The sequence below is a fragment of the Cupriavidus sp. CPT47-8839-RL05A genome, assembly GCF_058792255.1.
Window position 1 is genome coordinate 1 of the sequence record NZ_JBYTEG010000008.1, and the last position, 24,131, is coordinate 24,131.

The 24,131-nt window shown below is 68.0% G+C and carries 24 protein-coding genes; 12 read left to right on the plus strand and 12 right to left on the minus strand.

The genetic code is table 11. The features are described from left to right. Window positions 1-116: 116 nt before the first annotated feature. Both AC3WVS_RS11180 and egtD read right to left on the minus strand, forming a co-directional pair. Window positions 117-1,373 (minus strand): SUMF1/EgtB/PvdO family nonheme iron enzyme, encoded by a 1,257-nt coding sequence (locus AC3WVS_RS11180; protein ID WP_492318692.1) that lies wholly within the window; start codon window positions 1,371-1,373, stop codon window positions 117-119. Window positions 1,374-1,517: 144 nt separating this feature from the next. Next, window positions 1,518-2,624, minus strand: coding sequence for an L-histidine N(alpha)-methyltransferase (egtD, locus tag AC3WVS_RS11185; protein WP_492318693.1), 1,107 nt, complete (start codon window positions 2,622-2,624; stop codon window positions 1,518-1,520). A gap of 522 nt (window positions 2,625-3,146) precedes the next feature. Here egtD and AC3WVS_RS11190 point away from each other — a divergent pair. The 3 genes from AC3WVS_RS11190 (at window position 3,147) to AC3WVS_RS11200 (ending at window position 5,283) form a co-directional block, all read left to right on the plus strand. Continuing rightward, a complete protein-coding gene (locus AC3WVS_RS11190; RefSeq protein WP_010813608.1) occupies window positions 3,147-3,848 on the plus strand; it encodes a TerC family protein in 702 nt (233 codons plus the stop codon). A gap of 143 nt (window positions 3,849-3,991) precedes the next feature. Continuing rightward, window positions 3,992-4,786 carry a thymidylate synthase gene (locus AC3WVS_RS11195; protein WP_492318694.1) on the plus strand — a complete coding sequence of 265 codons (795 nt, stop codon included), beginning with the start codon at window positions 3,992-3,994 and terminating at the stop codon, window positions 4,784-4,786. Then, complete coding sequence (locus AC3WVS_RS11200; RefSeq protein ID WP_492318695.1) at window positions 4,783-5,283, plus strand: dihydrofolate reductase; 501 nt, start codon at window positions 4,783-4,785, stop codon at window positions 5,281-5,283. Before AC3WVS_RS11195 ends, AC3WVS_RS11200 begins: the two co-directional genes overlap by 4 nt. Before the next feature lie 66 nt (window positions 5,284-5,349). Here the strand turns inward: AC3WVS_RS11200 and pmbA are convergent, their stop codons facing one another. Then, window positions 5,350-6,717 (minus strand): metalloprotease PmbA, encoded by a 1,368-nt coding sequence (pmbA, locus tag AC3WVS_RS11205; RefSeq protein ID WP_492318696.1) that lies wholly within the window; start codon window positions 6,715-6,717, stop codon window positions 5,350-5,352. Window positions 6,718-6,775: 58 nt separating this feature from the next. Between pmbA and yjgA the strand changes: the two genes are divergently transcribed. Both yjgA and mog read left to right on the plus strand, forming a co-directional pair. Continuing rightward, window positions 6,776-7,387, plus strand: coding sequence for a ribosome biogenesis factor YjgA (yjgA, locus tag AC3WVS_RS11210; protein WP_492318697.1), 612 nt, complete (start codon window positions 6,776-6,778; stop codon window positions 7,385-7,387). Further along, a complete protein-coding gene (gene mog, locus AC3WVS_RS11215) occupies window positions 7,384-8,022 on the plus strand; it encodes a molybdopterin adenylyltransferase (RefSeq protein ID WP_051591363.1) in 639 nt (212 codons plus the stop codon). Before yjgA ends, mog begins: the two co-directional genes overlap by 4 nt. 47 nt (window positions 8,023-8,069) lie before the next feature. On the opposite strand, the gene AC3WVS_RS11220 is transcribed toward mog, so the two are convergent. After that, window positions 8,070-8,951 (minus strand): AEC family transporter, encoded by an 882-nt coding sequence (locus AC3WVS_RS11220; RefSeq protein WP_010813614.1) that lies wholly within the window; start codon window positions 8,949-8,951, stop codon window positions 8,070-8,072. Between the two features lie 95 nt (window positions 8,952-9,046). Then, window positions 9,047-9,673 carry an oligoribonuclease gene (gene orn, locus AC3WVS_RS11225; protein ID WP_492318698.1) on the minus strand — a complete coding sequence of 209 codons (627 nt, stop codon included), beginning with the start codon at window positions 9,671-9,673 and terminating at the stop codon, window positions 9,047-9,049. A gap of 227 nt (window positions 9,674-9,900) precedes the next feature. On the opposite strand from orn, the gene AC3WVS_RS11230 reads away from it, so the two are divergent. The 3 genes from AC3WVS_RS11230 to AC3WVS_RS11240 are packed head-to-tail and all read left to right on the plus strand — an operon-like array spanning window position 9,901 to window position 12,455. Further along, complete coding sequence (locus AC3WVS_RS11230; protein ID WP_492318699.1) at window positions 9,901-11,148, plus strand: M48 family metallopeptidase; 1,248 nt, start codon at window positions 9,901-9,903, stop codon at window positions 11,146-11,148. Next, window positions 11,145-12,116 (plus strand): ribosome small subunit-dependent GTPase A, encoded by a 972-nt coding sequence (gene rsgA, locus AC3WVS_RS11235; protein WP_492318700.1) that lies wholly within the window; start codon window positions 11,145-11,147, stop codon window positions 12,114-12,116. Before AC3WVS_RS11230 ends, rsgA begins: the two co-directional genes overlap by 4 nt. 33 nt (window positions 12,117-12,149) lie before the next feature. Then, on the plus strand, window positions 12,150-12,455 hold the full coding sequence (locus AC3WVS_RS11240; protein ID WP_316150879.1) for a putative signal transducing protein: 306 nt from the start codon (window positions 12,150-12,152) through the stop codon (window positions 12,453-12,455). A gap of 25 nt (window positions 12,456-12,480) precedes the next feature. Here AC3WVS_RS11240 and AC3WVS_RS11245 read toward each other — a convergent pair whose 3' ends face one another. Both AC3WVS_RS11245 and AC3WVS_RS11250 read right to left on the minus strand, forming a co-directional pair. Continuing rightward, window positions 12,481-13,476: a CobD/CbiB family protein gene (locus AC3WVS_RS11245; RefSeq protein ID WP_492318701.1), complete on the minus strand. Its 996-nt coding sequence runs from the start codon at window positions 13,474-13,476 to the stop codon at window positions 12,481-12,483. Window positions 13,477-13,655: 179 nt separating this feature from the next. Beyond that, window positions 13,656-14,354, minus strand: coding sequence for a pirin family protein (locus AC3WVS_RS11250; RefSeq protein WP_492318702.1), 699 nt, complete (start codon window positions 14,352-14,354; stop codon window positions 13,656-13,658). Between the two features lie 153 nt (window positions 14,355-14,507). Here AC3WVS_RS11250 and AC3WVS_RS11255 point away from each other — a divergent pair, with 153 nt between their 5' ends. Together AC3WVS_RS11255 and gluQRS are read left to right on the plus strand one after the other, a co-directional pair. Beyond that, window positions 14,508-15,428, plus strand: a complete 921-nt coding sequence (locus AC3WVS_RS11255; RefSeq protein ID WP_010813621.1) for a LysR family transcriptional regulator — start codon at window positions 14,508-14,510, stop codon at window positions 15,426-15,428. An 11-nt stretch (window positions 15,429-15,439) separates the two neighbouring features. Continuing rightward, window positions 15,440-16,372, plus strand: a complete 933-nt coding sequence (gene gluQRS / locus AC3WVS_RS11260) for a tRNA glutamyl-Q(34) synthetase GluQRS (protein WP_492318703.1) — start codon at window positions 15,440-15,442, stop codon at window positions 16,370-16,372. Window positions 16,373-16,432: 60 nt separating this feature from the next. Here the strand turns inward: gluQRS and AC3WVS_RS11265 are convergent, their stop codons facing one another. After that, the gene (locus tag AC3WVS_RS11265) at window positions 16,433-17,935 is read right to left on the minus strand and encodes a DEAD/DEAH box helicase (RefSeq protein ID WP_176844223.1); all 1,503 of its coding nucleotides are present in this window, start codon (window positions 17,933-17,935) and stop codon (window positions 16,433-16,435) included. Window positions 17,936-18,253: 318 nt separating this feature from the next. On the opposite strand from AC3WVS_RS11265, the gene AC3WVS_RS11270 reads away from it, so the two are divergent. After that, entirely contained in the window at window positions 18,254-18,400 is a 147-nt protein-coding gene (locus AC3WVS_RS11270) for a hypothetical protein (protein ID WP_189374251.1), read from the plus strand. A gap of 36 nt (window positions 18,401-18,436) precedes the next feature. On the opposite strand, the gene AC3WVS_RS11275 is transcribed toward AC3WVS_RS11270, so the two are convergent. Continuing rightward, the gene (locus AC3WVS_RS11275; protein WP_492318704.1) at window positions 18,437-19,447 is read right to left on the minus strand and encodes a Bug family tripartite tricarboxylate transporter substrate binding protein; all 1,011 of its coding nucleotides are present in this window, start codon (window positions 19,445-19,447) and stop codon (window positions 18,437-18,439) included. Window positions 19,448-19,640: 193 nt separating this feature from the next. Beyond that, complete coding sequence (locus tag AC3WVS_RS11280) at window positions 19,641-21,269, minus strand: acyl CoA:acetate/3-ketoacid CoA transferase (protein WP_492318705.1); 1,629 nt, start codon at window positions 21,267-21,269, stop codon at window positions 19,641-19,643. Between the two features lie 180 nt (window positions 21,270-21,449). Between AC3WVS_RS11280 and AC3WVS_RS11285 the strand changes: the two genes are divergently transcribed. Continuing rightward, the gene (locus AC3WVS_RS11285) at window positions 21,450-22,229 is read left to right on the plus strand and encodes an IclR family transcriptional regulator domain-containing protein (RefSeq protein ID WP_492318706.1); all 780 of its coding nucleotides are present in this window, start codon (window positions 21,450-21,452) and stop codon (window positions 22,227-22,229) included. Window positions 22,230-22,758: 529 nt separating this feature from the next. Here the strand turns inward: AC3WVS_RS11285 and AC3WVS_RS11290 are convergent. Further along, window positions 22,759-23,112, minus strand: a complete 354-nt coding sequence (locus AC3WVS_RS11290; protein WP_010813628.1) for a DUF1428 domain-containing protein — start codon at window positions 23,110-23,112, stop codon at window positions 22,759-22,761. Window positions 23,113-23,197: 85 nt separating this feature from the next. After that, on the minus strand, window positions 23,198-24,115 hold the full coding sequence (locus AC3WVS_RS11295; protein ID WP_492318707.1) for a LysR family transcriptional regulator: 918 nt from the start codon (window positions 24,113-24,115) through the stop codon (window positions 23,198-23,200). Window positions 24,116-24,131 lie beyond the last annotated feature (16 nt).

Below are 24,131 nucleotides of genomic sequence, written 5' to 3' on the forward strand. Positions count from 1 at the left end.
ATTGCGGCTTGCGGTTTACAACTGCTTCGGCGGCTAACAATGAAAAATGCCGTTCAGTCTTAACTGAACGGCATTACGCCCTTCAGGGCGCTTTTTTTGTTGTCGCGTACCGCCCGCTACAGCGCGCAGGTGCGAAAGCCAATGAAGGACAGATCATCCTCCGGCAAGCGCGCCCACCTTGCCCGCACGTGGCGCAGCCGCGCGGGGCTGGCGAACGACACACCGCGCACCGCCTGGTGCGAGCCGAAGCGCCCCACCACCTCGCTGTCTGACGGCGCGGCGGCAAACCCGGCGTACGGCTCGTAGGGCGTGGCAGTCCACTCACGCAGCGCCCCCCACTGCAGGCCGCGGTTCTGCGTCGCGGCAAGCTCCCATTCCGATTCCGCCGGCAGGCGCCGTCCCGCCCACACGCACCACGCCTGCGCCTCGTACAGCGTGACATGGCGCACCGCCTCATCCGGATTGAGCGTGCGCAGCGTGCCGAAGCGCTCCACCATCCAGGCGCGCGATTCCGGATGGCGCGACCAGTAGCGCGGCGCCGAGCGTTCCTGCGTCATCAGCCACTGGCGCCCCGCTGCCGACCACCACGCCGGGTGCTCGTAGCCGCCGTCCTCGACGAACTCGAGAAACTGCGCGTTGCTGACCGGCGCCATGTCCATTTCAAACGCGGGCACGTAGGTGGGTTGCGGCGGCAGCTCATCGGGCCAGGCAAAGCCGTCGGGATCGCTCCAGCCGAGCGTGAAGCGGCCGCCCGGGAAATGCAGGGTGCCGCCATGCCCCGCAGGCTGCACCGGACCAGCCCCGATGGCCTCCGCGGGCGCCATGCCCAGCGCCTGCAACAGCGCGGCCACGCCTTCGCCCTGGGCATCTTCATGCAGCAGCGCGCGGCGGTACGGGTACAGGGTCAGGTCGCTGTCGTCGGCCAGCAGCGCAATCCGGCGCAGCACGCCGTCGAGCACGTCGGCGGCGTAGCGCTTGACCACCGCGACGTCGGGCAGCGTGACCTCCCAGCGCTCGTCGGGGCCGATGCGGTCCGGGTCGAACCACTCGTCGGCGCCGTCCAGCAGCGACGGCTCGGACGCCACCGGCACCGGCACGCCGCCGCGGTCCACCTGGCGCACGCCGCGCAGGCACCACCACTCCGCATGCCAGGCCACGTGCCCGAGCGTCCACAACGGCGGATCGGCATCGTACTGATGCGGCACGTCCCAGGCGCGGCGCGTCTGCCCGAACGGTGCCAGCCACGCCAGCGTACGGTTGCGCGCATCGACCAGCGCCTGCGCCAGCCCTTCGCGCGGCAGCCGGCGCGGGTCGGACCAGGCCGCCTTGCCGCCGGTGAAGTAGAGATCGGGAAGCATGGGGAAGCCGCTCATCGGGAAAGTCCGTGCAGGGGAGTGAACAGTGGACAGGCAGTGACCGAAGCAGGCAACTGCTGGCCTGGCGCTCGCACGCCAGGCCGGCCGCGGCCATTATGACACTACCTGCCATCCCTGCCGGATGACGCCCGCGCGGGCGGATCAGCCGCGCGCGTGGAACACGGCGAACCAGCCGCTCGGGTCGGTCCAGTACACCGGGTCGTCAAACCCGGCGGCTTCCAGCAAGAGCGTGAAGTCCTCCGGGCGGTACTTGTAGGAGTCCTCGGTATGGATCCGTTCGCCGGCGGCAAATTCGCGCGCGCCGCCCTGCCACTGCACGCGCACGTCGCGGCACGCCTGCAGGTGCATCTGGATGCGCGAGGCCGCGCGGTCGAAGCTCGCCACATGGCGCCAGTCGTCCAGCGAGAAATCCGTGCCGACGATGCGGTTCACGTTGCGCAGCACGTTGCGGTTGAACGCGGCGGTCACGCCCAGCGCATCGTCATAGGCAGACACCAGCGTGGCTTCATCCTTGTGCAGGTCGACCCCGATCAGCACGCCGTCGCCGCGCCCGGCCGCGCCGCGCATGCGCTGCAGCAATGCCAGGGCCTCGACCGGGGCGAAATTGCCGATGCTCGAGCCCGGATAGAAGAACAGCCGCCTGCCGCGCCTGACGTTGGCGGGCAGATCGAACGGCGCACACAGGTCGGCGCCCAGGCCCAGCATCGGAATGTCGGGATGCTGTTGCTGCAGCGACGACAGCGTCGCGCGCAGGAACTCTATGGAGATATCCAGCGCCACGTACTGTGCCGGGCGCAGGGTGCCAAAGAGCCTGGCAGCCTTTTCGCAATTGCCCGCACCCAGGTCCACCAGCACGCAGCCGCTGCCGGCACGCGCGGCAATGGCGGGCGCCGCGCTGGCAAAGATCGCGGCCTCGGTGCGGGTCGGGTAGTACTCTGGCAGGTCGGTGATGGCTTCGAACAGGCGCGAGCCCAGCACGTCGTAGAAGAACTTGGGGCTGATGACGGCCTGCCTGGCACGCAGCCCGGCCAGCACCTGCTCGCGCAGCGCGCCGCTGTCCTCGCGGTACTGCTGCACGAACTCCGGCTGGGGCGGCTGCCGGTGCGCGCGGCCATTGGCCAGCGCGACCAGGGCGGGCGGTGCGGGCGGTGCGGCCGCATGGCCGTTGTGGTGGTTCAGGGGTGGGAGAGGTGTCTGCGGGGCTTTTTTCTGGAAGGGGGTATTCGGCGGATTCGGGACAGCCGGCATGTCGTTTCCTTGTGTGGTCGCGAATGGTCACTGCTTCACTGCGTATTCCCCAAGGCCGCGCTGTGCATGTCGTGCGCGCCGGTCTCCGCAACGCCTCCCTGTGCCGTCCGGGACGCATCGGGCGAAGCCGAACTTAAAGGATAGGCCCATCCGGCGGATCGCGCACCGCCCGATCGCCGGATGCGCCGCACGCAGCACATCAAAAACCTTGAGTCAGTATCTTTCCTAATGGGGCATATCCCTTGCAGTTCGTTTATAATCCCGCCCAGCGCGGCCCCGAAACGGGTCGTGTCCCTCAAAGGGGAGTAGCTCCGGGGCCCATGCCCTTAGCACAATCGTCATTCCGGGACCCTTGTCCCCGGTTGTGCTGACTACCGGCGTGCATACCGCGCCAGTGGTCGAGCAAGACCTTTGCAACCTGGACTTCATGGTTTGCAAAGGCGCCCCCACGCTCCCGTGCTACGTGAATCCAGGCGAACCCGATACGCGCACTTGCGCTGATTTGTACCCTGAGGAGAGTTCATGGAGTGGTTTACCGATCTGTTCACGATGCAGTTCCTGACGGCACTGCTGTCCATCGTCGTCATTGACCTGGTGCTGGCTGGCGACAATGCCATCGTGATCGCCCTGGCGGCGCGCAACCTGCCCGCCCACCTGCAGAAAAAGGCCATCATCTGGGGTACCGTCGGTGCCGTGGTGGTGCGCTCGGCCATGACGATCGGCGTGGTCTGGCTGCTGAAGATTCCGGGGCTGATGCTGATCGGCGGCCTGGCGCTGGTGTGGATTGCCTACAAGCTGCTGTCCGACGAAGGCGACGGCGAGGGGCACGGTTCGGGCGCCTCGACCCTGTGGGGCGCAATGAAGACCATCATCATCGCCGACGCGGTGATGGGCGTGGACAACGTGCTGGCCGTGGCCGGCGCCGCGCACGGCAGCTTCCTGCTGGTGGTGCTGGGACTGCTGATCAGCATCCCGATCGTGGTGTGGGGCTCGAGCCTGGTGCTCAAGCTGATGAGCCGCTTCCCGATCATCATCTACCTGGGCGCGGGCGTGCTGGCGTTCACGGCAGTCAAGATGATCGTGCACGAGCCGATGATCAAGGCGTTCTTCGAAGCCAACCCGGTGGTCAACTGGGGCCTGTACGTGCTGATCGTCGGCGGCGTGCTGGGCGCCGGCTACCTGGTGCAGAAGCGCCGCGTGCAGCAACCGGCCGGCAGCCACTAAGGCGGCAAGCCGTGCCAGGCATGGCCGGGGCACCCGCCCCGGCCATGCCGCTGAAGGGCCATCCTGAGGGATGGCCCTTTTGCTTTAAAATGCCAGCTTTGCGGGACCAGTGCCCGCGTCACTCCCGATCCCGCCCCGCGCCGATGAAACAGTACCTCGACTTCATGCGCCATGTGTACGAGCATGGCACCGACAAGGCCGACCGCACCGGCACCGGCACGCGCTCGGTGTTCGGCTACCAGATGCGCTTCGACCTGCGCGCAGGCTTCCCGGTGGTGACCACCAAGAAGCTGCACCTGAAGTCGATCATCTATGAACTGCTGTGGTTCCTGCAGGGCTCGACCAACGTGCGCTGGCTGCAGGAGCACGGCGTCACCATCTGGGACGAGTGGGCCGACGAGAACGGCGAACTGGGCCCGGTCTACGGCTCGCAATGGCGCTCGTGGCCGGCGCCGGACGGCCGCCATATCGACCAGATCACCGAGCTGGTGGCGCAGATTCGCGCCAACCCGGATTCGCGCCGCCTGATCGTATCGGCCTGGAACGTGGCCGACATCCCGCGCATGAAGCTGCCGCCCTGCCACGCGTTCTTCCAGTTCTACGTGGCCGATGGCCGGCTGTCGTGCCAGCTCTACCAGCGCAGCGCCGATATCTTCCTGGGCGTGCCGTTCAATATCGCCAGCTATGCGCTGCTGACCCACATGATGGCGCAGCAGACCGGGCTGGAAGTGGGCGACTTCGTCTGGACCGGCGGCGACTGCCACCTGTACAACAACCATTTCGAGCAGGTGCAGACCCAGTTGGCGCGCGAGCCGCTGGCGCTGCCGCAACTGAAGATCCTGCGCAAGCCCGACAGCATCTTCGACTACCGCTACGAAGACTTCGAACTGGCCGGCTACCAGTCGCACGCCGCCATCAAGGCACCGGTGGCCGTATGACGCTGCTGACACTGGTGGTCGCCCGCGCCCGCAACAACACCATCGGCCGCGACAACGCGCTGCCTTGGCGCCTGCCGGAAGACCTGGCGCACTTCAAGCGCACCACCATGGGCGCGCCGGTGATCATGGGCCGCAAGACCTGGGATTCAATCGGCCGCCCGCTGCCGGGGCGCCGCAATATCGTGGTCAGCCGCAACCCGGACCTTCGCATCGAGGGTGCCGAGGTGGCGGCCTCGCTGGAAGACGCCCAGCGCCTGTGCGTGGGCGCGGAGCAGATCTTCCTGATCGGCGGCGCGCAGCTCTACGCCGAGGCCATGCCGTGCGCGGACCGGCTGGTGGTGACCGAGATCGACGCGGATGTGGAAGGCGATGCCTTCTTCCCGGCGATCGACCGCACCCAATGGGTGGAGACCGCGCGCGAGACGCATCATTCGGAGGCCAATGGCTTCGACTATGCCTTCGTCACGTACGAGCGGCCGCCGTCGGACGAGTCGTAAGCCGTTGCGCGGGCAATAAAAAAGCAGGCCGTCCGGCCTGCTTTTTCTTTGGGCGGCGCGCGCCGCTCAGGTGCCGGCAATCGTCATCTGCTCAAGCAGGATCGAGCCCGTTTCCTTGGTGCCGCGCACCAGCGCATCCGCGCCGATAGCGACGATCTGCTGGAACATCTCGGCCATATTGCCGGCGATGGTGATTTCCTCCACCGGGTACTGGATCACGCCATTCTCGACCCAGTAGCCCGAGGCGCCGCGCGAATAGTCGCCGGTCACGTAGTTGACGCCCTGCCCCATCAGCTCGGTCACCAGCAGGCCGGTGCCGAGCTTGCGCAGCATCGCCGGGAAATCGTCGCCGGGCTCGGTCAGCGAGCTGGTCAGTGTCAGGTTGTGCGAGCCGCCGGCGTTGCCGGTGGTCTGCATGCCGAGCTTGCGCGCGGAATAGGTCGACAGGAAATAGCCCTGCACCACGCCGTCGCGGACCACGTCGCGGGCGCGGGTGCGCACGCCTTCCTCGTCGAACGGGGCGCTGCCCATGGCGCCGGGGGTGTGCGGCTGCTCATGGATCTGGATATGCGGAGCAAACACGGCCTGGCCCAGCGAATCGCACAGGAACGTGGATTTGCGGTACAGCGCGCCGCCCGACACCGCCTGCACGAAGGCGCCCAGCAGCCCCGCGGCCAGCGGCGCCTCGAACAGCACCGGGCAGCGGCGCGTGGACAGCTGGCGCGCCTGCAGCCGCGCCAGCGCGCGCTCGGCGGCGTAGCGGCCGATGTCCTCGGGCGCGGCCAGCGCCAGCGGCGAGCGCTTGGACGAGTACCAGTCATCGCGCTGCATGCCGCTGCCGCTGCCGGCGATCGGCGCGCACGAGATGAAATGGCGCGAATACGGGTAGCCGCCCGAGAAGCCGCGCGTGGTCGCCAGCACGAACTGCGAATGCTGCGCCGACACGCTGGCGCCGTCGCTGTTGCGGATGCGCGGCGACACCGCGAAGGCGGCGGCCTCGGCGCGGGTGGCAATGTCGATGGCGCGCTCGGCGTCCAGCGCCCAGGGGTGGAACAGTTCCAGGTCCTGCGGCGCGCGTTCCAGCAGTTCTTCCTCGGCCAAGCCGGCGCAATCGTCCTCGGCCGTGAAGCGGGCGATGTTGTAGGCGGCCTCGGCGGTGGCGCGCAGCGCGGCCGCCGAGAAGTCCGAGGTGCTGGCATTGCCGCGGCGCTTGCCGATCATGACCGTGACCCCGACCACCTTGTCGCGGTTCTGCTCGATGGTTTCCACCTGCCCCTTGCGTACCGATACCGACAGGCCGCTGCCTTCGGAGATCTCGGTGGCGGCGTCGGTCGCCCCAAGTTCGCGTGCAACGCGCAGCACATCGGCGGCCATCTCGCTGAGCTGGGCCTGGGTGTAGGTGAAGTGCGCGGTCTGTTCTGCGATCTGGTCCATGCTGGGCGGGTGTCATCAAAAGTCCAAGCGGCAATCATAGCAAGATAAAATGCCGGGCATGACGCGAAATTCCCGTAATCCGAATGGCTCGCGCTTTCCTGGAGGCTTTGCGCCCGAACCGGAAGACGACGAACCGAAAAGCAAGTCGCAGCGCAAGCGCGACATGACCGCCCTGCAGGACCTTGGCGCCGAGCTCGAAGCCCTGGCCAAGGACCGCCTGGCGCGCGTGCCCATGCCCGAAGCGCTGGCCGACGCCATCCACCAGGCCCGCCGCATCAACAGCCACGAGGGCAAGCGCCGCCAGATGCAGTTCGTGGGCAAGATCATGCGCGGCCTCGAGGACGAAGAGGTCGAGGTGATCCGGCAAGCGCTGGAGGGCTTCAAGGGCACCAGCAAGGCCGAAACCGCCCGCATGCACCTGATCGAGCGCTGGCGCGAGCTGCTGCTGGCCGACGACGCGGCGCTGACGCGCTTCCTCGCCGAGCACCCCGGCATCGACGTGCAGGCGCTGCGCAACACCATCCGCAACGCGCGCAAGGAAAAGGAGCAAGGCAAGCCGCCGCGCTATTTCCGCGAGCTGTTCCAGGCCATCAAGACGGCGCTGGACGCGAAGGATGGCAAGGCCGGCGCCGCCGCGGACCAACCCCCTACCCCGGAGCCCGAGGCATGACCCAGACCACGCAGCCGGTAGTCCGCAACCATCCCGATGAACTCGTTGTCGGCTTCGTTTCGATCTCGGACCGCGCCTCGGCCGGCACCTACCAGGACGAAGGCATCCCGGCGCTGCGCGAGTGGTTCGGGCGCACGCTGACCACGCCCTGGCAGGCGGTGGAGCGGCTGATCCCGGACGAGCAGGCGCAGATCTCGCGCACCCTGATCGACCTGGTCGACGTGGCCGGCTGCGACCTGGTGCTGACCACCGGCGGCACCGGCCCGGCGCGCCGCGACGTGACGCCCGAGGCCACGCTGGCCGTGGGCACCAAGGAAATGCCCGGCTTCGGCGAGCAGATGCGCCAGGTCAGCCTGCATTTCGTGCCGACCGCGATCCTGTCGCGCCAGGTGGCGGTGATCCGCGAGACCGCCAGCCGCGCCGCGCTGATCGTCAACCTGCCCGGCCAGCCGCGCGCCATCCGCGAGACCCTGGAGGGCCTGCGCGATGCCGATGGCAAGGCCGTGGTGCAAGGGATCTTTGCTGCGGTGCCGTATTGCATCGACCTGATCGGCGGCCCCTACATGGAAACCGACGAAGCCATCGTCAAGGCCTGGCGCCCGAAGAACGCCGTGCGGGCCAAGCCCGCGGCGTAAACGCCAATCCCCGCAGGCGCCCGCCTGCGGGCTCCCCTCCCCGCGCCTCAGCGCAAGCCCAGGTACAACCCCACCGGCACGAACACCACCGCGGCGATATTGCCCAGCAGCACGATCGACGCCACCTGGTCCGGCTCCTGCCGGAAATGGTCCGCCACCAGGAAGTTCAGCACTGCCGGCGGCAGCGCGGCAAACACAAAGAGCAGGCCACGCTGCAATTCGGTCAGCGGCACCCACTGCGCCAGCAGCAGCGCCACCGCGATTCCCGTCAGCGGGCAGGCCGCGGCGCCGACCAGGCCCATGCCCCAGTTGCGCAGGCTGACGTCCTTCATGCGCACGCCCAGTGCAAACAGCATCAGCGGCACGGTGGCGTCGCCCAGCAGCTTGACCGACTGGTAGACCGGGTCCGGCAGCGTGAACCATGGCCGCGCCAGCGCCAGCGCCACGCCCGCCACGGTGGCCAGCACCATGGGGTTGCGCGCGATCTGCGCCATCGACGCATGGCGGTTGACGATCTTCATGCCGATGGTGAAGTGCATCAGGTTCGATGCCGCGAACAGCGCCACCGCCGGCGCCAACCCAGCCGGACCGAAGGCAAATACCGACAGCGGCAGGCCCATATTGCCGCAGTTGTTGAACATCATCGGCGGCACGAAGGTGCGCGGATCGGCCTTCAGCAGCCGCGCCAGCGCCCACGCCAGCACGCCCGAACCCAGCACCACCGCCACCGCGCAGCCCAGCAGCACCAGCTGGTCGGCCAGCACGAAATCCTTGCTGACGAAGGCCGACACCACCAGCAGCGGCGCGATCACGTCCAGCGTGGCGCGGTTGATGCCGGCCATGTCCGGATGGGCCTTGCGCCCGTACAGCCACCCGACCAGGATGATCAGGATGACCGGCGTGATGATGGAGACGATGCGCTCAAGCATGGGCAGGCGGGCGGGACGCGCCCCGGCGGCGGCCGCCCCGTGCGGACGGCCCGTCGCTTGCAGTGGGTTGTTGTTCCGGGAGCAGCCGGCCCCGCTTATTGCGCGGGCGTGTCGGCGGCCGGCGCGTCCGCTGCCGGTGCGGCGCCCGGCGCGGTGTGACGGATAAAGTGCGTGCGGTAGTAGCGCAGTTCTTCGACCGATTCCAGGATGTCGGCCAGCGCCGTATGCAGCTGGCGCTTGATAAAGCCCTTGTGGATGGCCGGCTCCCAGCGCTTGCACAGCTCCTTCAGCGTGGACACGTCCAGGTTGCGGTAGTGGAAGAACGCCTCCAGCTTGGGCATGTAGCGCGCCATGAAGCGGCGGTCCTGGCAGATCGAGTTGCCGCACATCGGCGACTTGTTGGCCGGCACCCAGCGCTTGAGGAAGGCCAGCAGCTCGGCCTCGGCCTGCTCTTCGGTCAGGGTCGATGCCTTGACCTTGTCGATCAGGCCCGAGCGGCCGTGGGTGCCCTTGTTCCAGTTGTCCATGCCATCGAGCACGGCGTCGCTCTGGTGGATCACCAGCACCGGGCCTTCGGCCAGGATATTGAGTTCGGAGTCGGTAACGACGATCGCGATTTCGATGATGCGATCGGTATCCGGCTGCAGGCCGGTCATTTCCATGTCCAGCCAGATCAGGTTGTTTTCGCTTTTGACGGATTTGGCGGTGGCTTGGCTTGTCATCGGGACTGCGGAAGATAGGAATTTCAGGGAAGCGGCCGCGGCGGGGGCGGGCGCGAACAATTTATAATTCTCGCATATCCGTCCGGAATGGCCGTTTGCGCACCAGCGCCGGGGCGTTTTCCGGATATCCCGGACCACCGCCTGCCCCACCCCGGGGCCCGGCGGTCCCAACGGACGCCCGCCGCGCACAGTGCGGGGCGCCCGCATCCACAACAAGGCTCTTGCCGATGTTCACGATTGTCTTTCTCGCCGCCCTGGTGCTGATGGTGCTGACCAGGCTCTGGCTGGCCGCCCGCCAGGTCCGGCATGTGGCGCAGCACCGCAATGCGGTGCCGCCGCGCTTTGCCGACACCATCAGCCTGGCCTCGCACCAGAAGGCCGCGGACTACACCATCGCCCGCACCCGGCTGTCGATGCTCGAGGTGCTGGCCGGGGCCGCGGTGCTGATCGGCTTCACCATGCTGGGCGGGCTGCAGTGGCTCAACCAGTCCTGGCTGGACACTTTCGGCCCGGGCTATGCCTATGGCGTGGCACTGGTGGCCAGCGTGGCGCTGATCGGCGGGCTGGTCGACCTGCCGTTCTCGCTGTACGGCCAGTTCGGCATCGAGCAGCGCTTCGGCTTCAACAAGATGACGTTCGGCCTGTGGCTGGCCGACATGGCCAAGATGCTGGTGGTGGCCTGCGCGCTGGGCCTGCCGCTGCTGCTGGCGGTGCTGTGGCTGATGGAGCGCGCCGGCTCGCTGTGGTGGGTCTGGACCTGGCTGGTGTGGATGGCCTTCAACCTGTTCCTGCTGGTGGTGTTCCCCACCTTTATCGCGCCGCTGTTCAACAAGTTCGAGCCGCTCACCGACGAATCGCTGCGCCAGCGCATCGAGGCCCTGATGAAGCGCTGCGGCTTTGCCAGCAAGGGCCTGTTCGTGATGGACGGCAGCAAGCGCAGCGCCCACGGCAATGCGTATTTCACCGGCTTCGGCGCGGCCAAGCGCATTGTCTTCTTCGATACGCTGCTGGAGCGCCTGTCGGGCGACGAGATCGAGGCGGTGCTGGCACATGAGCTGGGCCACTTCAAGCGGCGCCATGTGGCCAAGCGCATCGTCGTCACCTTTGCGCTGAGCCTGGTATTCCTGGCGCTGCTGGGCTGGCTGGCCACGCGCAGCTGGTTCTACACCGGGCTGGGCGTGGTGCCCAACCTGGGCGTGTCCAACAACGCGCTGGCGCTGGTGCTGTTCTTCCTGGCGCTGCCGGTGTTCACCTTCCTGCTGGGGCCGCTGTCGAGCCTGTCGTCGCGCCGCCATGAGTTCGAGGCCGACGCCTTTGCCGCCGACCAGACCGATGCCGGCAACCTGGTGTCGGCACTGGTGAAGCTGTACAAGGACAACGCCTCGACGCTGACGCCCGATCCGCTCTACAGCGCCTTCTACTACTCGCATCCGCCCGCCGCGCAGCGGATCGACCGCCTGCTGGCGCACGCATGAGCCGCGCCACGCGTCACCGCAACGCCGGCGGCGGCAGCCATGCCGGCACGGCCACCGAATCCGCGCTGATCATCGCCGCCCATGGCCGCCACTACGTGGTCGAGCTGGGCGACGGCACGCGCATGCATGCCTTCCCGCGCGGCAAGAAGAGCGACTGCGCGGTGGGCGACCATGTCAGCGTGGAACGCGCCGCCGCCGACCAGTGCGTGATCACCGCGGCCTCGCCGCGCAAGAACCTGCTGCACCGCTCCGACCAGTTCAAGTCCAAGCTGCTGGCCGCCAATATCGACCAGGTCGTGATCGTGCTGGCAACCGAGCCGGGCTTCTCCGAAGACCTGCTCGGCCGCGCGCTGGTGTCGGCCGAGGCCATGGAGATCCGGCCGCTGATCGTGCTCAACAAGACCGACCTGCCCGACCGGCTGGAGGAAGCGCGAGGGCGCCTGGCGCTGTACCGCGGGCTGGGCTACGACACGCTGGAGCTGTCGGTGCGCGCCGACCCGGCGCAGGCGCTGGCCGCGCTCAAGCCGCGCCTGGCGGGGCTGGCCAGCATCCTGATCGGGCAATCTGGCATGGGCAAGTCGTCGCTGCTGAACCTGCTGATCCCGGGCGTGGATGCGCAGACCCGCGAGATCTCGGCCAAGCTCGACTCCGGCAAGCACACCACCACCTTCACGCGGCTCTATCACCTGCCGGCCGAATGGGGCACCGTGGACGGCCATCAGGGTGCGCTGATCGATTCGCCGGGCTTCCAGGAATTCGGCCTGTACCACCTGAGCGAGGGCATGCTGGAGCGCGCCTTCCCGGAGTTCCGGCCGCTGCTGACCGCGTGCCGTTTCTACAACTGCCACCATGTCAACGAGCCCGGCTGCGGCGTGCTGGCCGCGGTCGCCTCGGGAGCGATCTCCGAGCGCCGCCACCAGCTCTACATGCAGTTGCTGCACGAATCCAACCAGCAGAAGCCGTGGTAAGGTAAGCGCACCTGGGTTACCCGGTGCGCTGCCATGAAACTGCTGCTGTCCGCCACTTCCCTCGTCCATGCGGCCCATTGCCGGAACGTCCTGCGGGCGGCCGGCATCCGGGCGGAATTGCGCAATACCTGGCTGGCCGGCGCCACCGGCGAGATCCCGTTCCGGGAGAGTGCGCCACAGGTGTGGCTGGTCGATGACGAGATGGAAGCGCAGGCGTGGGCGGCGCTCAATGCCGCCGCCAACCCGGCGCCGGGGCCGAGCTGGCAATGCCGCCACTGCCTGGAATGGCACGAGGCCCAGTTCGGGGCCTGCTGGCGCTGCGGCGCGGCCCGCGACTAGCGCGCCGCCCCCTTTTTAACGCTGGTCAGCCGACCCAGAGCGCCAGCGACAGCATCGCCAGCAGCAGCATCCACAGCACCACCGCGCGCCATACCAGGCCCACGGCCGACTGCAGCGTGCGCACGCCGGGCTCGGTGCCGAATTCGGGCGGCACCGGTTCCGGGCCGCCGTTTTCCTCTTCCATGCCGGGCGCATAGTCCACGGCCGGGCCGGCCACGCTGGCGCGCAGCACCACGGTGGAATCATCCTCGGCCAGCGGCGTGCCCAGGCGCACGCCCAGCGCCCCGCCCCCGCTGGCAAGCAGGATGCCGTTGACGGCATCGTTCCACTTGCGCGCATGGTTGCGCCAGGCGTAGACCGCGTCCTCGAAGTTGCCGACGATGGCAAATCCGATCGCCGTCAGCCGCGACGGAATCCAGTCCAGCAAATAGAAGGCGCGCGCCGCAAAGCGGCCCAGCGCGGGGCTGCGCTCGGCCGAGGGCTGGTTCCAGTGGCGGCTCAGGTATTCGGCGGTGCGGTACAGCACCACCCCGCCGGGGCCGACCGGCACCAGGAACCAGAAGAACACGCCGAACACATGCCGGTGCACGGCGATGATTGCCGCTTCCAGCGTGTGCCGCACGATCTCGGAGACCGGCATCTCGACGGTGTCCAGGCCGGTCCATTCGTGCAGCAGCGTGCGCGCGGTATGGACGTCGTCGCGGTTGAGGGCCTCGTGGATGTCGGTGAAGTAGTGGCTGAACTGGCGAAAGCCAAGCGTCATGTACAGCACCAGCACATTCCAGGCGAGCGTCAGCGCCACGCTGATCGAGGCCAGCAGGTAGTGCACCATGATCACCGCCAGGGTCAGCGGCAGGACCACGGTCAGCCAGGCCAGCGCGGCATCGCGCGGCCGGCCGGTGTCGAAGGCATGTTCCGCGCGGTCGCCGAGTGCGCGCACGATCTCGTGGATCGGGTTGTTGCGGCCCAGGGCGCGGAATTGTTCAGCGATCAGCGCCAGGAGAATGGAAACAAAGGTCATCTTGGTACGGGGTGTTCCAAGGGCACGCCTGGCCCTTCCGGGCTTGCCGGCGATGTGTCGGCGCAGGCGCAATGCATAGCGAGAAGATAGCACAGCGCTACCTGCCGGGGCCCGGCGCGCCGCGCAAAAAGCAAAAGCCCGCCGTCAGGCGGGCTTTTGCATGCGGCAATGGACGATGCTCAGGGCAGGTCGAACACCAGCACTTCGGCGCCATCGCCGCCAGACAGCGCGACCTCACCCTCGGCTTCCAGCTTCGCCGCGTCGCCGGCTTCAAGCGCCTTGCCGTTGACCGTCACCCGGCCGCGCGCCACGTGGATATAGACGCGGCGGCCCGGCGCAAGCGCCAGCGTGGCAGCCTCGTCGCCATCGAACAGGCCAGCGTACAGGCGCACGTCCTGGTGCACCACCACCGAGCCCTCGGCACCATCGGCGCTGGCCACCAGGCGCAGCTTGCCGCGCTTGTCGGCTGCGTCGAAGTGCTTTTCCTCGTAGCCGGGCTCGATGCCGTTCTCGGCCGGCATGATCCAGATCTGCAGGAAGTGGGTGGTGTCGTGCGCGGCGTGGTTGTACTCCGAATGGCGCACGCCGGTGCCGGCGCTCATGCGCTGCACATCGCCCGGGCGGATCACGCTGCCGTTGCCGATGCTGTCCTTGTGGGCCAGTTCGCCCTCAAGCACGTAGCTGATGATCTCCATGTCGCGGTGGCCGTGCGTGCCAAAGCCCATGCCCGGCGCGACGCGGTCCTCGTTGATCACTCGCAGCGGCCCAAACTGCACATGTTGCGGGTCATAGTAGTCGGCGAACGAGAACGAATGAAAGGACTTCAGCCAGCCATGATCGGCGTAACCACGCTCTGCAGACTTTCTGATTTCAATCATTTTGATGGCCCTCCTTGAGCCTGTTTGCCCGCAAGCACTGGCTTGGTAACCGTGTCGCGGCATACGTTTTCGCTTTTGATGCTAGGAAGTTTAGGGCTTGAGGCGTATATTTACGGGGATCGACTTAGAAGCAGTCATTCAGAATTTCTGAACATGGCCCTCTCGCTAGAATCCCTCGAAGTCCTGGACGCCATCGAACGCAAGGGCAGCTTTGCCGCCGCCGCCCACGAGATGGGCAAGGTCCCTTCCGCGCTGACCTACGTGGTGCGCAAGCTGGAAGAAGACCTGGACGTACTGCTGTTCGACCGGCGCCGCCACCGCGCCGAGCTGACGCCGGCCGGACGCGCCCTGCTCGATGAGGGCCGCCACCTGCTGCATGCCGCCGATGACCTGGCACGGCGCGTCAAGCGCCTGGCTACCGGCTGGGAGGCTACCCTCACCATCGTGGTCGACGACCTGATCAACTTCCGCGCGCTGCTGCCGGTGATCCACGACTTCTACGCCGAGAACACCGCCACCCGGCTGCGCTTTTCCAAGGAAGTGCTGGGCGGCGCCTGGGATGCGCTGGTCAACAACCGCGCCGACCTGGTGATCGGCGGCGCTTACGATGCGCCCAGCACGCAGGGCTTCCAGATCCGGCCGCTGGGCTCGATGCCGTTCGTGTTCGCGGTGGCCGCGCACCATCCGCTGGCCACCGAGGAAGGCCCGCTCACCACCATCCAGATCGCCAGGCACCGCATCGTCGCGGTGGGCGACACCTCGCGCAACCTGCCGGCGCGCACCCATGGCGTGCTGGCCGGGCAAGACGTGCTGGTGGTGCCCACCATGCGCGACAAGCTCGAAGCACAGATCCGCGGGCTGGGCTGCGGCTGGCTGCCGGCGCCGATGGCGCAACCCCATATCGAAAGCGGCGTGCTGCAGGCGCGCGAGACCGTCGAGGTGCGCGCGCCCGGCAACTTCAAGGTAGCCTGGCGCACCAGCAACCGCGGCAAGGCGCTGCAGTGGTGGGCCAGCAAGCTGGAAGACCCGCGCCTGGCGCAGGCACTGCTGCAGCAACCCGACTTCGCCGGCTGAGGGCAGGCCTCATGGCAGTGACAGCAACGACGGCAGCACCGACGGTTGCCGCGGCCGGCTATCGCGGCCGCTTCGCCCCCTCGCCCACCGGGCCGCTGCATATGGGCTCGCTGGTCACCGCGCTGGCGAGCTGGCTGGACGCGCGCGCGCACGGCGGCCAGTGGCTGGTGCGCATCGAGGACATCGACATGCCGCGCTGCGTGCGCGGCGCGGACGAAGACATCCTGCTCACGCTGGAACGCCTGGGCATGGCGCCGGACGAGCCGCCGGTATGGCAGAGCCGGCGTGAACCGTGCTATGCCGATGCGCTGCGCCGCCTCGACGCCGCCGGGCAGCTCTACCCGTGCGGCTGTTCGCGCAAAGAGATCGCCGATTCGCTGGTACACGTGCGCGAGCGGCACCAGACCCTGGGCTATCCCGGCACCTGCCGCCACGGCCTGAACGGCAAGCTGCCGCGCGCCTGGCGCGTGCGCGTGCCGGACGGCCCGGCCGCCACCGTCTGCTTCGACGACCGCTGGCAGGGCCGCCTGTGCCAGGACCTGGAAACCGAGCTGGGCGACTTCGTGCTGCGCCGCGCGGACGGGCTGTGGGCGTATCAACTGGCGGTAGTGGTGGATGACGGCCTGCAGGGCATCACGCATATCGTGCGCGGCGCCGACCTGCTCGACTCCACGCCGCGCCAGATCCACCTGCAGCACCTGCTGGGCCTGCCCACGCCGGCCTACCTGCACGTGCCGGTGGTGGTCAACCAGACCGGCGAGAAGCTGAGCAAGCAAAGCGGTGCGCAGGCAATCGACACCACCGCACCGCTGGACGCGCTGCGCGAGGCCGGCACCCACCTGGGGCTGTCGAACCACGCGGACAATGTGAAGGACTGGCTTGCGCGCGCCACCGACGGGTGGCGCCAATTGCTGGCCGACCTGCCGCAACCCCCGCACGGATAGCGCCCCCCAAAAGCAAATGGCCCGCGCAGGCGGGCCATTTTCAGCTACGGCAGGATCAGATCAGGACTTGCGCGGCACGCCGCCCAGCAGGGCAGCTACCGGCCGCTTGGGCGCCTGGCGGCCGCGGCTCAGCGCGGCGGCCACTTCATCGGCCGCCTTGGCCTGGGCGACGCTGGCTGCGCTGGGCTCGTACGGGCGCGAGAAGAACGGATCATCCGAGGCACGGAACACCTGGCGGTTGGCGCTGTGCTCGTGGCGGCGCGGACGCTCTTCGCCCTCGCCATTGCCGCGCGCGCGACGCACGTCGCTACGCTCGCGGCGGCGCTCGGTGTCGCCCTGGCGGGCGCGCTCGCCGGTCGGGTCGAAGCCTTCCAGCTTGCCGCGCGGGATGCTGCGCTTGATCAGCTTCTCGATATCGGACAGCAGGCGCTCGTCATTGCCCGGCACGTAGATCGACAGCGCATCGCCGCTGGCGCCGGCACGGCCGGTACGGCCGATGCGGTGCACATAGTCTTCGGCGCTGTATGGCACGTCGAAGTTGACCACGCACGGCATGTCGGGAATATCCAGCCCGCGCGCGGCCACGTCGGTGGCGACCAGCGCGTCGATGGTGCCGCTCTTGAACCCTTCCAGCGTCTGCATGCGCTCGGTCTGGGTCTTGTCGCCGTGGATGGCGGCGGCGTTGATGCCCTCGCGCTCCAAATGGCGCGCCAGGCGCGAGCAGCCGATCTTGCTGTTGACGAAGACGATGCACTGGCGCGACAGCCCCTGCTCGGCGCGCTGCTTGAGCAGGTGCACGACCGCCGCCTGCTTGTGGCCGTCTTCGACCAGGTACACCATCTGGCGCACGTTCTCGTTGGTCGAGTTGCTGCGCGCCACTTCGATGGTGACCGGGTGCTTCAGGTAGCTGGAGGCCAGCCGCTTGATTTCCGGCGAGAACGTAGCCGAGAACAGCAGCGTCTGGCGATGTGCCGGCAGCAGGTTGATGATGCGCTGCAGGTCCGGCAGGAAGCCCATGTCGAGCATGCGGTCGGCTTCGTCCAGCACCAGCATCTGCACCTGCGACAGGTTGACCGACTTCTGCTGCACGTGGTCCAGCAGGCGGCCGGGCGTTGCCACCAGGATCTCCACGCCGCGGCGCAGGGCATCGGTCTGCGGGTTCATGTCGACGCCGCCGAACACCACGGTGCTGCGCAGGTCGGTGTGCTTGGCGTAGCGCGCGACGTTGTCATAGACCTGGTCGGCCAGTTCGCGCGTGGGGGTCAGCATCAGCGCGCGCACCGGGTGGCGCGCCGGCGAGGCGCTGGCATTGGCCAGCGGCAGCAGGCGCTGGATGATCGGCAGCGCGAAGCCCGCGGTCTTGCCGGTGCCGGTCTGCGCGGCGCCCATCATGTCCTTGCCTATCAGCACGACCGGGATGGCCTGTGCCTGGATCGGGGTGGGCGTGGTGTAGCCCTGTTCGGACAAGGCGCGCAGGATGCGCGCGTCCAGGCCGAAGCTGTCGAATGTCTGCACGGCGGTCTGCCCCGCGGTAGTGGCTTCTGGTGCGTTCGTAGTGGTCATGGGTATCGGTGTCTGGCGGGAGGCGAACCCGGCACAAACGGATACGCGTCTGGAACTCATCTCGCCCTGACTCTCGCCTGGCGCCGGGAGGGTTCCGGCACGGCCAAGCTGGCTGCAGCATTTGGCCAAGAGAATCAAAGACTTAGATTTTAGCACCTCTGCCAGCACAGTGGGCATTCTGGCAGCGCCGTGCGACTGGCGCGACAGATGGCGGCGCAGGCTGGCGGGATTTCAAGAAACTGTCATATCCGCCACGCAAGATGCCGGCGGCGCGGCGGCCACGGCCGGACCGCGCCACCCCACCTCACCGAGACCTACATGGACTTCGAGCTTTTCCGCCAGACCTGCCAGCAGTTCCTGCGCACCTCCAGCCAGTTCCTTGGCCTGGCCGCGGCCGCCTGCCAGCCGGCGCTGCCCTTGCCGGCGCTGCCGGCCAGCCAGCCGCAAGGGCAGCAGCCCGCCTGAGCTTCAGCCGGGCCACCGGAGCGGCATCCGAATCACTCAGTCGCCACGGATGCCATTGTCCTGGATCACCTTGCCCCATTTGCTGTAGTCGGCCTTCATGCGCGCGGCCAGGTGCTCGGGCGGCATATAGGCGGCCACGGTGCCGGCGCCCAGCATCTTCTGCTGCACGGCCGGATCGGCCAGCGCCTTCTTCAGCTCGGCCGACAGCGTGGCCACCACCTCCTTGGGCGTGCCGGCCGGCGCCAGCAGCCCGCCCCAGGCAGTGGCGTCGAAGCCCGGGAAGCCCTGCTCGGCCACCGTCTTGACGTCGGGCGTGAAGCTCACGCGCTTGGCGGAGCCCACCGCGATCGGGCGCAGCTTGCCGGCCTTGATGTGCGGCAGCGCGGCGATCATGTCCGAGAACATCATCGGCACCTGGCCCGCCAGCAGGTCGGAGATGGCGGGCGCGCTGCCCTTGTACGGCACGTGCTGCACGTCGAAGTGGCCCAGGTTCTTCAGCAGCTCGGTCGACAGGTGGCCGAAGCTGCCATTGCCGGCGCTGGTGTAGTTCAGCGCGCCGGGCTTGGCCTTGGCCTTGGCGATGTACTGCTGCAGGCTGGTCACGTCCGGCATCGCCTGCGGGTTGACCACCATCACGATGGGCAGGTCATAGGCCGCGCCGATCGGCGTGAAGTCCTTGAAGAGGTCGTAGCCCTTGCGGTTGATCAGGTGCGGCGCCAGCAGCGTGGGCGTGGCCAGCACCAGCAGCGTGTAGCCGTCGGCGGGACTCTTGGCGACGTTCTCGGCGCCGATGGTGCCGGAGGCGCCGGGACGGTTGTCCACCACCACCGGCTGCTTGAGGGATTCGCTCATCTTCTGGCCGATGATGCGCGCGGCGGTGTCGGTCGGGCCGCCCGGCGGGAACGGCACCACCAGGCGGATCGCCTTGCCGGGATAGGCCTCGGCAAAGGCCGGCGCGGCGGCGAGCGGCAGCGCGGTGGTCAGGAAGGCGGTGCCCAGGCGGCGCGCGAAGTGACGGTGGAAGGTACGGCGGCTAGTGCTCTGCATGGTATGGCTAAGTCCTGCGGTAGATCGCGATAGATCGAAAACCGATGCGCGGCTCAGGGCCGCGCCGGGATGAAGCGACAGCGGTTCAGTAACGTCATGACAGATCCTGGCGTGCCTCCTCGCGAACCGGTCTTGGCCGGCCCGTCTGCTTGATGCCAATGGCGGCGGTGCTTGCGCCGCCGGCCACGAATGATTACAGGTGCAGGGGCCCGGCCTGGAACAGCCGCGCATCCATCTCGCGCAGGTCCGGCGCCACGGCCACGGGCGTTGCGCACTGGTCCAGCACATCGCGCTGCAGGTCAACGCCCGGGGCGATCTCGACCAGCGTGAGGCGGGCATCGCCATCTGCGCCAGCGCGCATCTCGAACACCGCGCGCTCGGTGATGTACAGCACCGGGATGCCAAGCGACGCCACATAGGGCCCGTTGAAGCTCAGGTGCGACACCTCCGGCACGATCTTCTTCACGCGGCCTTCGCGCACGATCTGCAGGCCGCCGTCGCCGGCGCGGACTTCCAGCCCGCCCGCCGTCAGCGTGCCCATGAACACCACCGCGCGCGCGCTCTGCGTGATGTTGATAAAGCCGCCGACACCGGCAATCGATGCGCCCTCGCCTGCGCCGAACTTGCTGACGTTGACGTTGCCGTGGCCATCGAGCTCGGCCAGGCCCAGGATGGCCAGGTCGATGCCGCCGCCCTCGTAGAAATCGAACTGCGCGGGCTGGTCCACCACCGCCTCCGGGTAGGCCGAGGCACCGAAGCTGAGGCCATCCGCGGGCGTGCCGCCGATGGGGCCGGCCTCGACGGTCAGCGTGAAACCGTCCAGCCCGGCCTGGTGCGCCAGCATGCCGACCGCTGCCGGCATGCCCACGCCCAGGTTGACCACGCGCGGCGCTCGGCGCGCCAGCTCCATCACCGCACGGCGCTGCACGATGGTGCGCGCGTCGAGCGGGGCGGCAGCCACCGGCGCCGCTTCCGCTTCGGCCACCGCTGCCTCGCCCTGCCACGGCGTCACGTAGGCCGGGTTGTAGGACTCGGCAAACGTCATCTGGTGGTTGGCGGGGTTGTCGCAGACCACCACGTAATCGACCAGGATGCCGGGCACGTGGATGGCCTGCAGGATCTCGTGGTGGTCGACCAGGCTTTCCACCTGCGCGATCACGATGCCGCCCGAGTTGTGGGCCGCCTGCGCCATCGCCAGCAGCTCATGGTGGAAGGCTTCGCGATGCGTGCTGAGGTTGCCGCGGGTGTCGGCCGCGGTGCAGCGGATCAGCGCGCAGTGGATCGGGAAGCTCGGGTAGAACAGGTATTCTTCGCCGCGGAAGTCGACCGCATCGACCCAGCATGTCTTGCCCTCGGCAATGGCCTGGCGCGCGCGCTGGTTGACGGCGCCGCCGTGGTAGCGCGCATCCTGCGCGGTGCGCGGGTCGACGAAGGTGTGCAGGCCGATCTTGGTCATCACGCCGGGCTTGCCGCCGGCGATGGCGCGGTACAGGTGCGTCAGCACGCCCTGCGGCAGGTTGTAGCCCTCGCACTGCTCGGCCATGGCCAGCGTGGCCAGCCGCGTGGCCGAGCGCCAGTGGCCGCCGACGATGCTGGCGGTCATGCCGGCATTGCCGAAGTGGTTCACGCCGCGCGCGCCGCGGTCGCCCTGCCCGGCCGAGTACACCAGCGTCAGGTCGCGCGGCAGCCCGCTCTGCAGGAAGCGCTGCTCCAGCGCCTCGGTCACGGCCTCGGCATGGCCGGCGCCGACAAAGCCAGCGCTGGCCACGGTCCAGCCATCCTGCACCAGTGCCGCCGCTTCGCGTGCGGTGATCACCTTCATCGCTGTCTCCGGTTTCGTTGTGCCGTCCCGCATCAGTGACGGCACGTTTTTCCGTGAATCTTGTTTTGCGAACATTTGTTCGGAAAACGCTATCATACGGAAATGCCGGCCGCTGGCGCAAGTCCGGATCGGCATGGAGAATCATGTGATTCCCCCTCCATTTCCCCGTATTGAGCCGAAATGCCGCAAGCAGAAGCCGCCAAGAAAGACGAACTGCTGGAATCGCTGAGCAAGGGCCTGGCGCTGCTGCGCCTGTTCGCCGCCGGCGCGGAACGCCTGACCATGCAGGACGTCGCCGAGCAGCTCGACGTGACCCGCGCCGCCGCGCGCCGGCTGCTGCTGACCCTGGAGCACAACGGCTACGTGGCGCAGGACGGCCGCCACTTTGCGCTGACGCCGCGGGTGATCGAGCTCGGCTATGCCTACTTTGCCTCGATGAGCCTGCCGCAGATGGCACGGCCCTACCTGCAGGGGCTGTGCGAGTCCCTGGGCGAAAGCTGCTCGGTGGGCGTGCTCGATGCGGAATCCGTGGTGCTGGTGGCGCGCGAGGAGCCGCGCCAGCTGCTGCGCGTGGACATGGCGCTGGGGCGGCGCATGCCGGCCTATGCGCATTCGCTTGGCCGCGTGCTGCTTGCCGGCCTGGACGATGACGCGCTCGAGGCCTACCTGGCAGGCGCCACGCTGCGCAAGCTGACGCCGTTCACGGTCAGCTCGCGCACGGCGCTGGCGCGCACGCTGCGGCAGGTGCGCACCGACGGCTACTGTGTGCTGGTGAGCGAGCTGGTGGACGGCTATGCCGGGATCTCGGTGCCGTTGCGCGACCAGGCCGGCAAGGCGGTGGCCGGGCTGGGCTTCAGCATGGTGCTGGGCAGCCGTGACCAGGCCCAGCTGGAGACGCGCTTCCTGGAGCCGCTGCGCGAGGCCGCCGCCCGCATCGAAACCATCCTGCAGGCGCGCTGAGGCGCCTGCGGCCCATGTAGAAAAGCCCCGCGTGCCGGGGAGGCAGCGGGGCTCAAATGGTAGCGGGGCAATCTGCTCGACCACCCACGCCTTGATCTTGGCGCATCGCGCTACTGCGGGCATCCCCCAAATGTGGGCCATTGCCATGCCGCGTTGCCGGCAGGCCGCAAACGCGCCCTGCGAAGCCTGTCAATCATGGCCCTGTCACATTCCTGAAGGAATCCGGGTTTTCGCCGAGCGGGTTTTCGCCAGCTTCCGGCCAGCGGCCGGATGCGGTCTACTGGACTCACATCGACGGCCTGGCACCGCAAACGCCGGATCGCCGCAGCCGATGGTGCCTCAGAACAAGTCCAATGACCGGGAGACAGACCATGGTGACGAAGAAAGAAGACGCTTTCGTACTGAAGAACCTTCTCGCCCTCGCAGCAGTGGAAACCCTGGGCGGCGCGATTGCCCTGGGCATGGTCTTCCACCTGATCTGAACCCGCTTGCCTGCGCGCCGGCGCTGCCACGCCGGCGCCCGGCGCGCTCATTCGTCGACAATCACCTCGAAGCCGCCAAAGATCATCCGCTGGCCGTCGAACGGCATCGGATCCATGCCTTCCTTCAGGCGCGGGTCTGCCATCGCCGCCTTCATGCCGGTGTCGCGCTTCTCGCGCGATGGCCACAGGATCCACGAGAACACCACCGCTTCATCCTCCTTGCGCTGCACCGCCATCGTAAAGGACGTGACCTTGCCTTCCGGTACATCGTCACCCCAGCATTCCACCACCTTCAGCGCGCCGTGCTCCTTGAACACCGCGGCTGCCTTCTGCGCCACCTGGCGGTAGGTCTCGCGAGTGGCCTGGGGAACGGCCAGTACAAATCCGTCGATATAGGACATGGACTTCACTCCTGGTCAGATTGAATCGGGCGAATCGGATCAAACGCGCGATTGCGTCTGACTACCATAGTCCATCGCCACGCCCTCAGCGGGTGGTCCGCTGCCCGCGCCGGTCGACCTCGAACACCATGTTTTCCCGGAGGCGCTGCCGCAGCCACTGCTCGGTCCGGCCCTGCGGCCGGCCCGACTTCGCCCAGATCAGGTCGACGCTGACCAGCCAGTCCGTGTACGGATAGGCCGCCAGGTCCAGTTCCACCAGTTCGCCGCGCTCCAGCGCCGCGCGCACCAGTTGCCGCGGCAGCGTGGCCCAGCCCAGCCCGCTTTTCACCATTTCGACCAGCGCCAGGTAGCTTTCGGCGCGCCACACCCGCGCTGCGCGCAGGTATTCGCTGGTGGGCAGCTTGTCGGCATGCGCGCTGAAGGCCAGGCGCCGATAGGCGTGCAGGTCGGCAAACGAGACCTGCTCGCGCCCGGCCAGCGGGTGTCCCGGGTGCACCACATGCACCATGATCAGCTTGCCCAACTGCACGAAGGCCAGTTCCGGCGCGTAGTGCGGCTGCGCGAAGGCGATGCCGAGCTCGGCCTCGCCCTGCAGCACCAGTTCGCTGACATCGCCGTAGACCGGATTGCGGATGGTCAGGTCGACATACGGAAACTCCCGCTCGAATTCGGCCAGCACCGGCATCACCGCGTGGTACGGGATTTCGATCGCCAGCGTCAGCCCGGGCGGGTTGGCATCGGCCAGGCTGGCGGCATGGGCCTGCAGCGAGAGGCAGCGCTCCAGCACGGCTTCGGCCTCGGTCAGCAGCTTGCGGCCGGCCCCGGTCAGCGCCGGATTGCGGCTGCTGCGGTCGAACAGCGGCACGCCGAGGTCGATCTCCAGGTTGGACACCGCCGCACTGACCGTGGACTGGGTCTTGCCCAGGCGCCGCGCGGCGGCGGAAAAGGAGCCTGTCTCAACCACCAGGGCGAATACCTGCAACTGGTCCAGCGAAAAACGCATGGCCATCCTCCCGCGA

Coding starts and splice junctions, on each gene's coding strand:
- AC3WVS_RS11180 (WP_492318692.1), bottom strand. CDS start 1,373: ATGAGCGGCTTCCCCATGCTTCCCGATCTCTACTTCACCGGCGGCAAG.
- egtD (WP_492318693.1), bottom strand. CDS start 2,624: ATGCCGGCTGTCCCGAATCCGCCGAATACCCCCTTCCAGAAAAAAGCC.
- AC3WVS_RS11190 (WP_010813608.1), top strand. CDS start 3,147: ATGGAGTGGTTTACCGATCTGTTCACGATGCAGTTCCTGACGGCACTG.
- AC3WVS_RS11195 (WP_492318694.1), top strand. CDS start 3,992: ATGAAACAGTACCTCGACTTCATGCGCCATGTGTACGAGCATGGCACC.
- AC3WVS_RS11200 (WP_492318695.1), top strand. CDS start 4,783: ATGACGCTGCTGACACTGGTGGTCGCCCGCGCCCGCAACAACACCATC.
- pmbA (WP_492318696.1), bottom strand. CDS start 6,717: ATGGACCAGATCGCAGAACAGACCGCGCACTTCACCTACACCCAGGCC.
- yjgA (WP_492318697.1), top strand. CDS start 6,776: ATGACGCGAAATTCCCGTAATCCGAATGGCTCGCGCTTTCCTGGAGGC.
- mog (WP_051591363.1), top strand. CDS start 7,384: ATGACCCAGACCACGCAGCCGGTAGTCCGCAACCATCCCGATGAACTC.
- AC3WVS_RS11220 (WP_010813614.1), bottom strand. CDS start 8,951: ATGCTTGAGCGCATCGTCTCCATCATCACGCCGGTCATCCTGATCATC.
- orn (WP_492318698.1), bottom strand. CDS start 9,673: ATGACAAGCCAAGCCACCGCCAAATCCGTCAAAAGCGAAAACAACCTG.
- AC3WVS_RS11230 (WP_492318699.1), top strand. CDS start 9,901: ATGTTCACGATTGTCTTTCTCGCCGCCCTGGTGCTGATGGTGCTGACC.
- rsgA (WP_492318700.1), top strand. CDS start 11,145: ATGAGCCGCGCCACGCGTCACCGCAACGCCGGCGGCGGCAGCCATGCC.
- AC3WVS_RS11240 (WP_316150879.1), top strand. CDS start 12,150: ATGAAACTGCTGCTGTCCGCCACTTCCCTCGTCCATGCGGCCCATTGC.
- AC3WVS_RS11245 (WP_492318701.1), bottom strand. CDS start 13,476: ATGACCTTTGTTTCCATTCTCCTGGCGCTGATCGCTGAACAATTCCGC.
- AC3WVS_RS11250 (WP_492318702.1), bottom strand. CDS start 14,354: ATGATTGAAATCAGAAAGTCTGCAGAGCGTGGTTACGCCGATCATGGC.
- AC3WVS_RS11255 (WP_010813621.1), top strand. CDS start 14,508: ATGGCCCTCTCGCTAGAATCCCTCGAAGTCCTGGACGCCATCGAACGC.
- gluQRS (WP_492318703.1), top strand. CDS start 15,440: ATGGCAGTGACAGCAACGACGGCAGCACCGACGGTTGCCGCGGCCGGC.
- AC3WVS_RS11265 (WP_176844223.1), bottom strand. CDS start 17,935: ATGACCACTACGAACGCACCAGAAGCCACTACCGCGGGGCAGACCGCC.
- AC3WVS_RS11270 (WP_189374251.1), top strand. CDS start 18,254: ATGGACTTCGAGCTTTTCCGCCAGACCTGCCAGCAGTTCCTGCGCACC.
- AC3WVS_RS11275 (WP_492318704.1), bottom strand. CDS start 19,447: ATGCAGAGCACTAGCCGCCGTACCTTCCACCGTCACTTCGCGCGCCGC.
- AC3WVS_RS11280 (WP_492318705.1), bottom strand. CDS start 21,269: ATGAAGGTGATCACCGCACGCGAAGCGGCGGCACTGGTGCAGGATGGC.
- AC3WVS_RS11285 (WP_492318706.1), top strand. CDS start 21,450: ATGCCGCAAGCAGAAGCCGCCAAGAAAGACGAACTGCTGGAATCGCTG.
- AC3WVS_RS11290 (WP_010813628.1), bottom strand. CDS start 23,112: ATGTCCTATATCGACGGATTTGTACTGGCCGTTCCCCAGGCCACTCGC.
- AC3WVS_RS11295 (WP_492318707.1), bottom strand. CDS start 24,115: ATGCGTTTTTCGCTGGACCAGTTGCAGGTATTCGCCCTGGTGGTTGAG.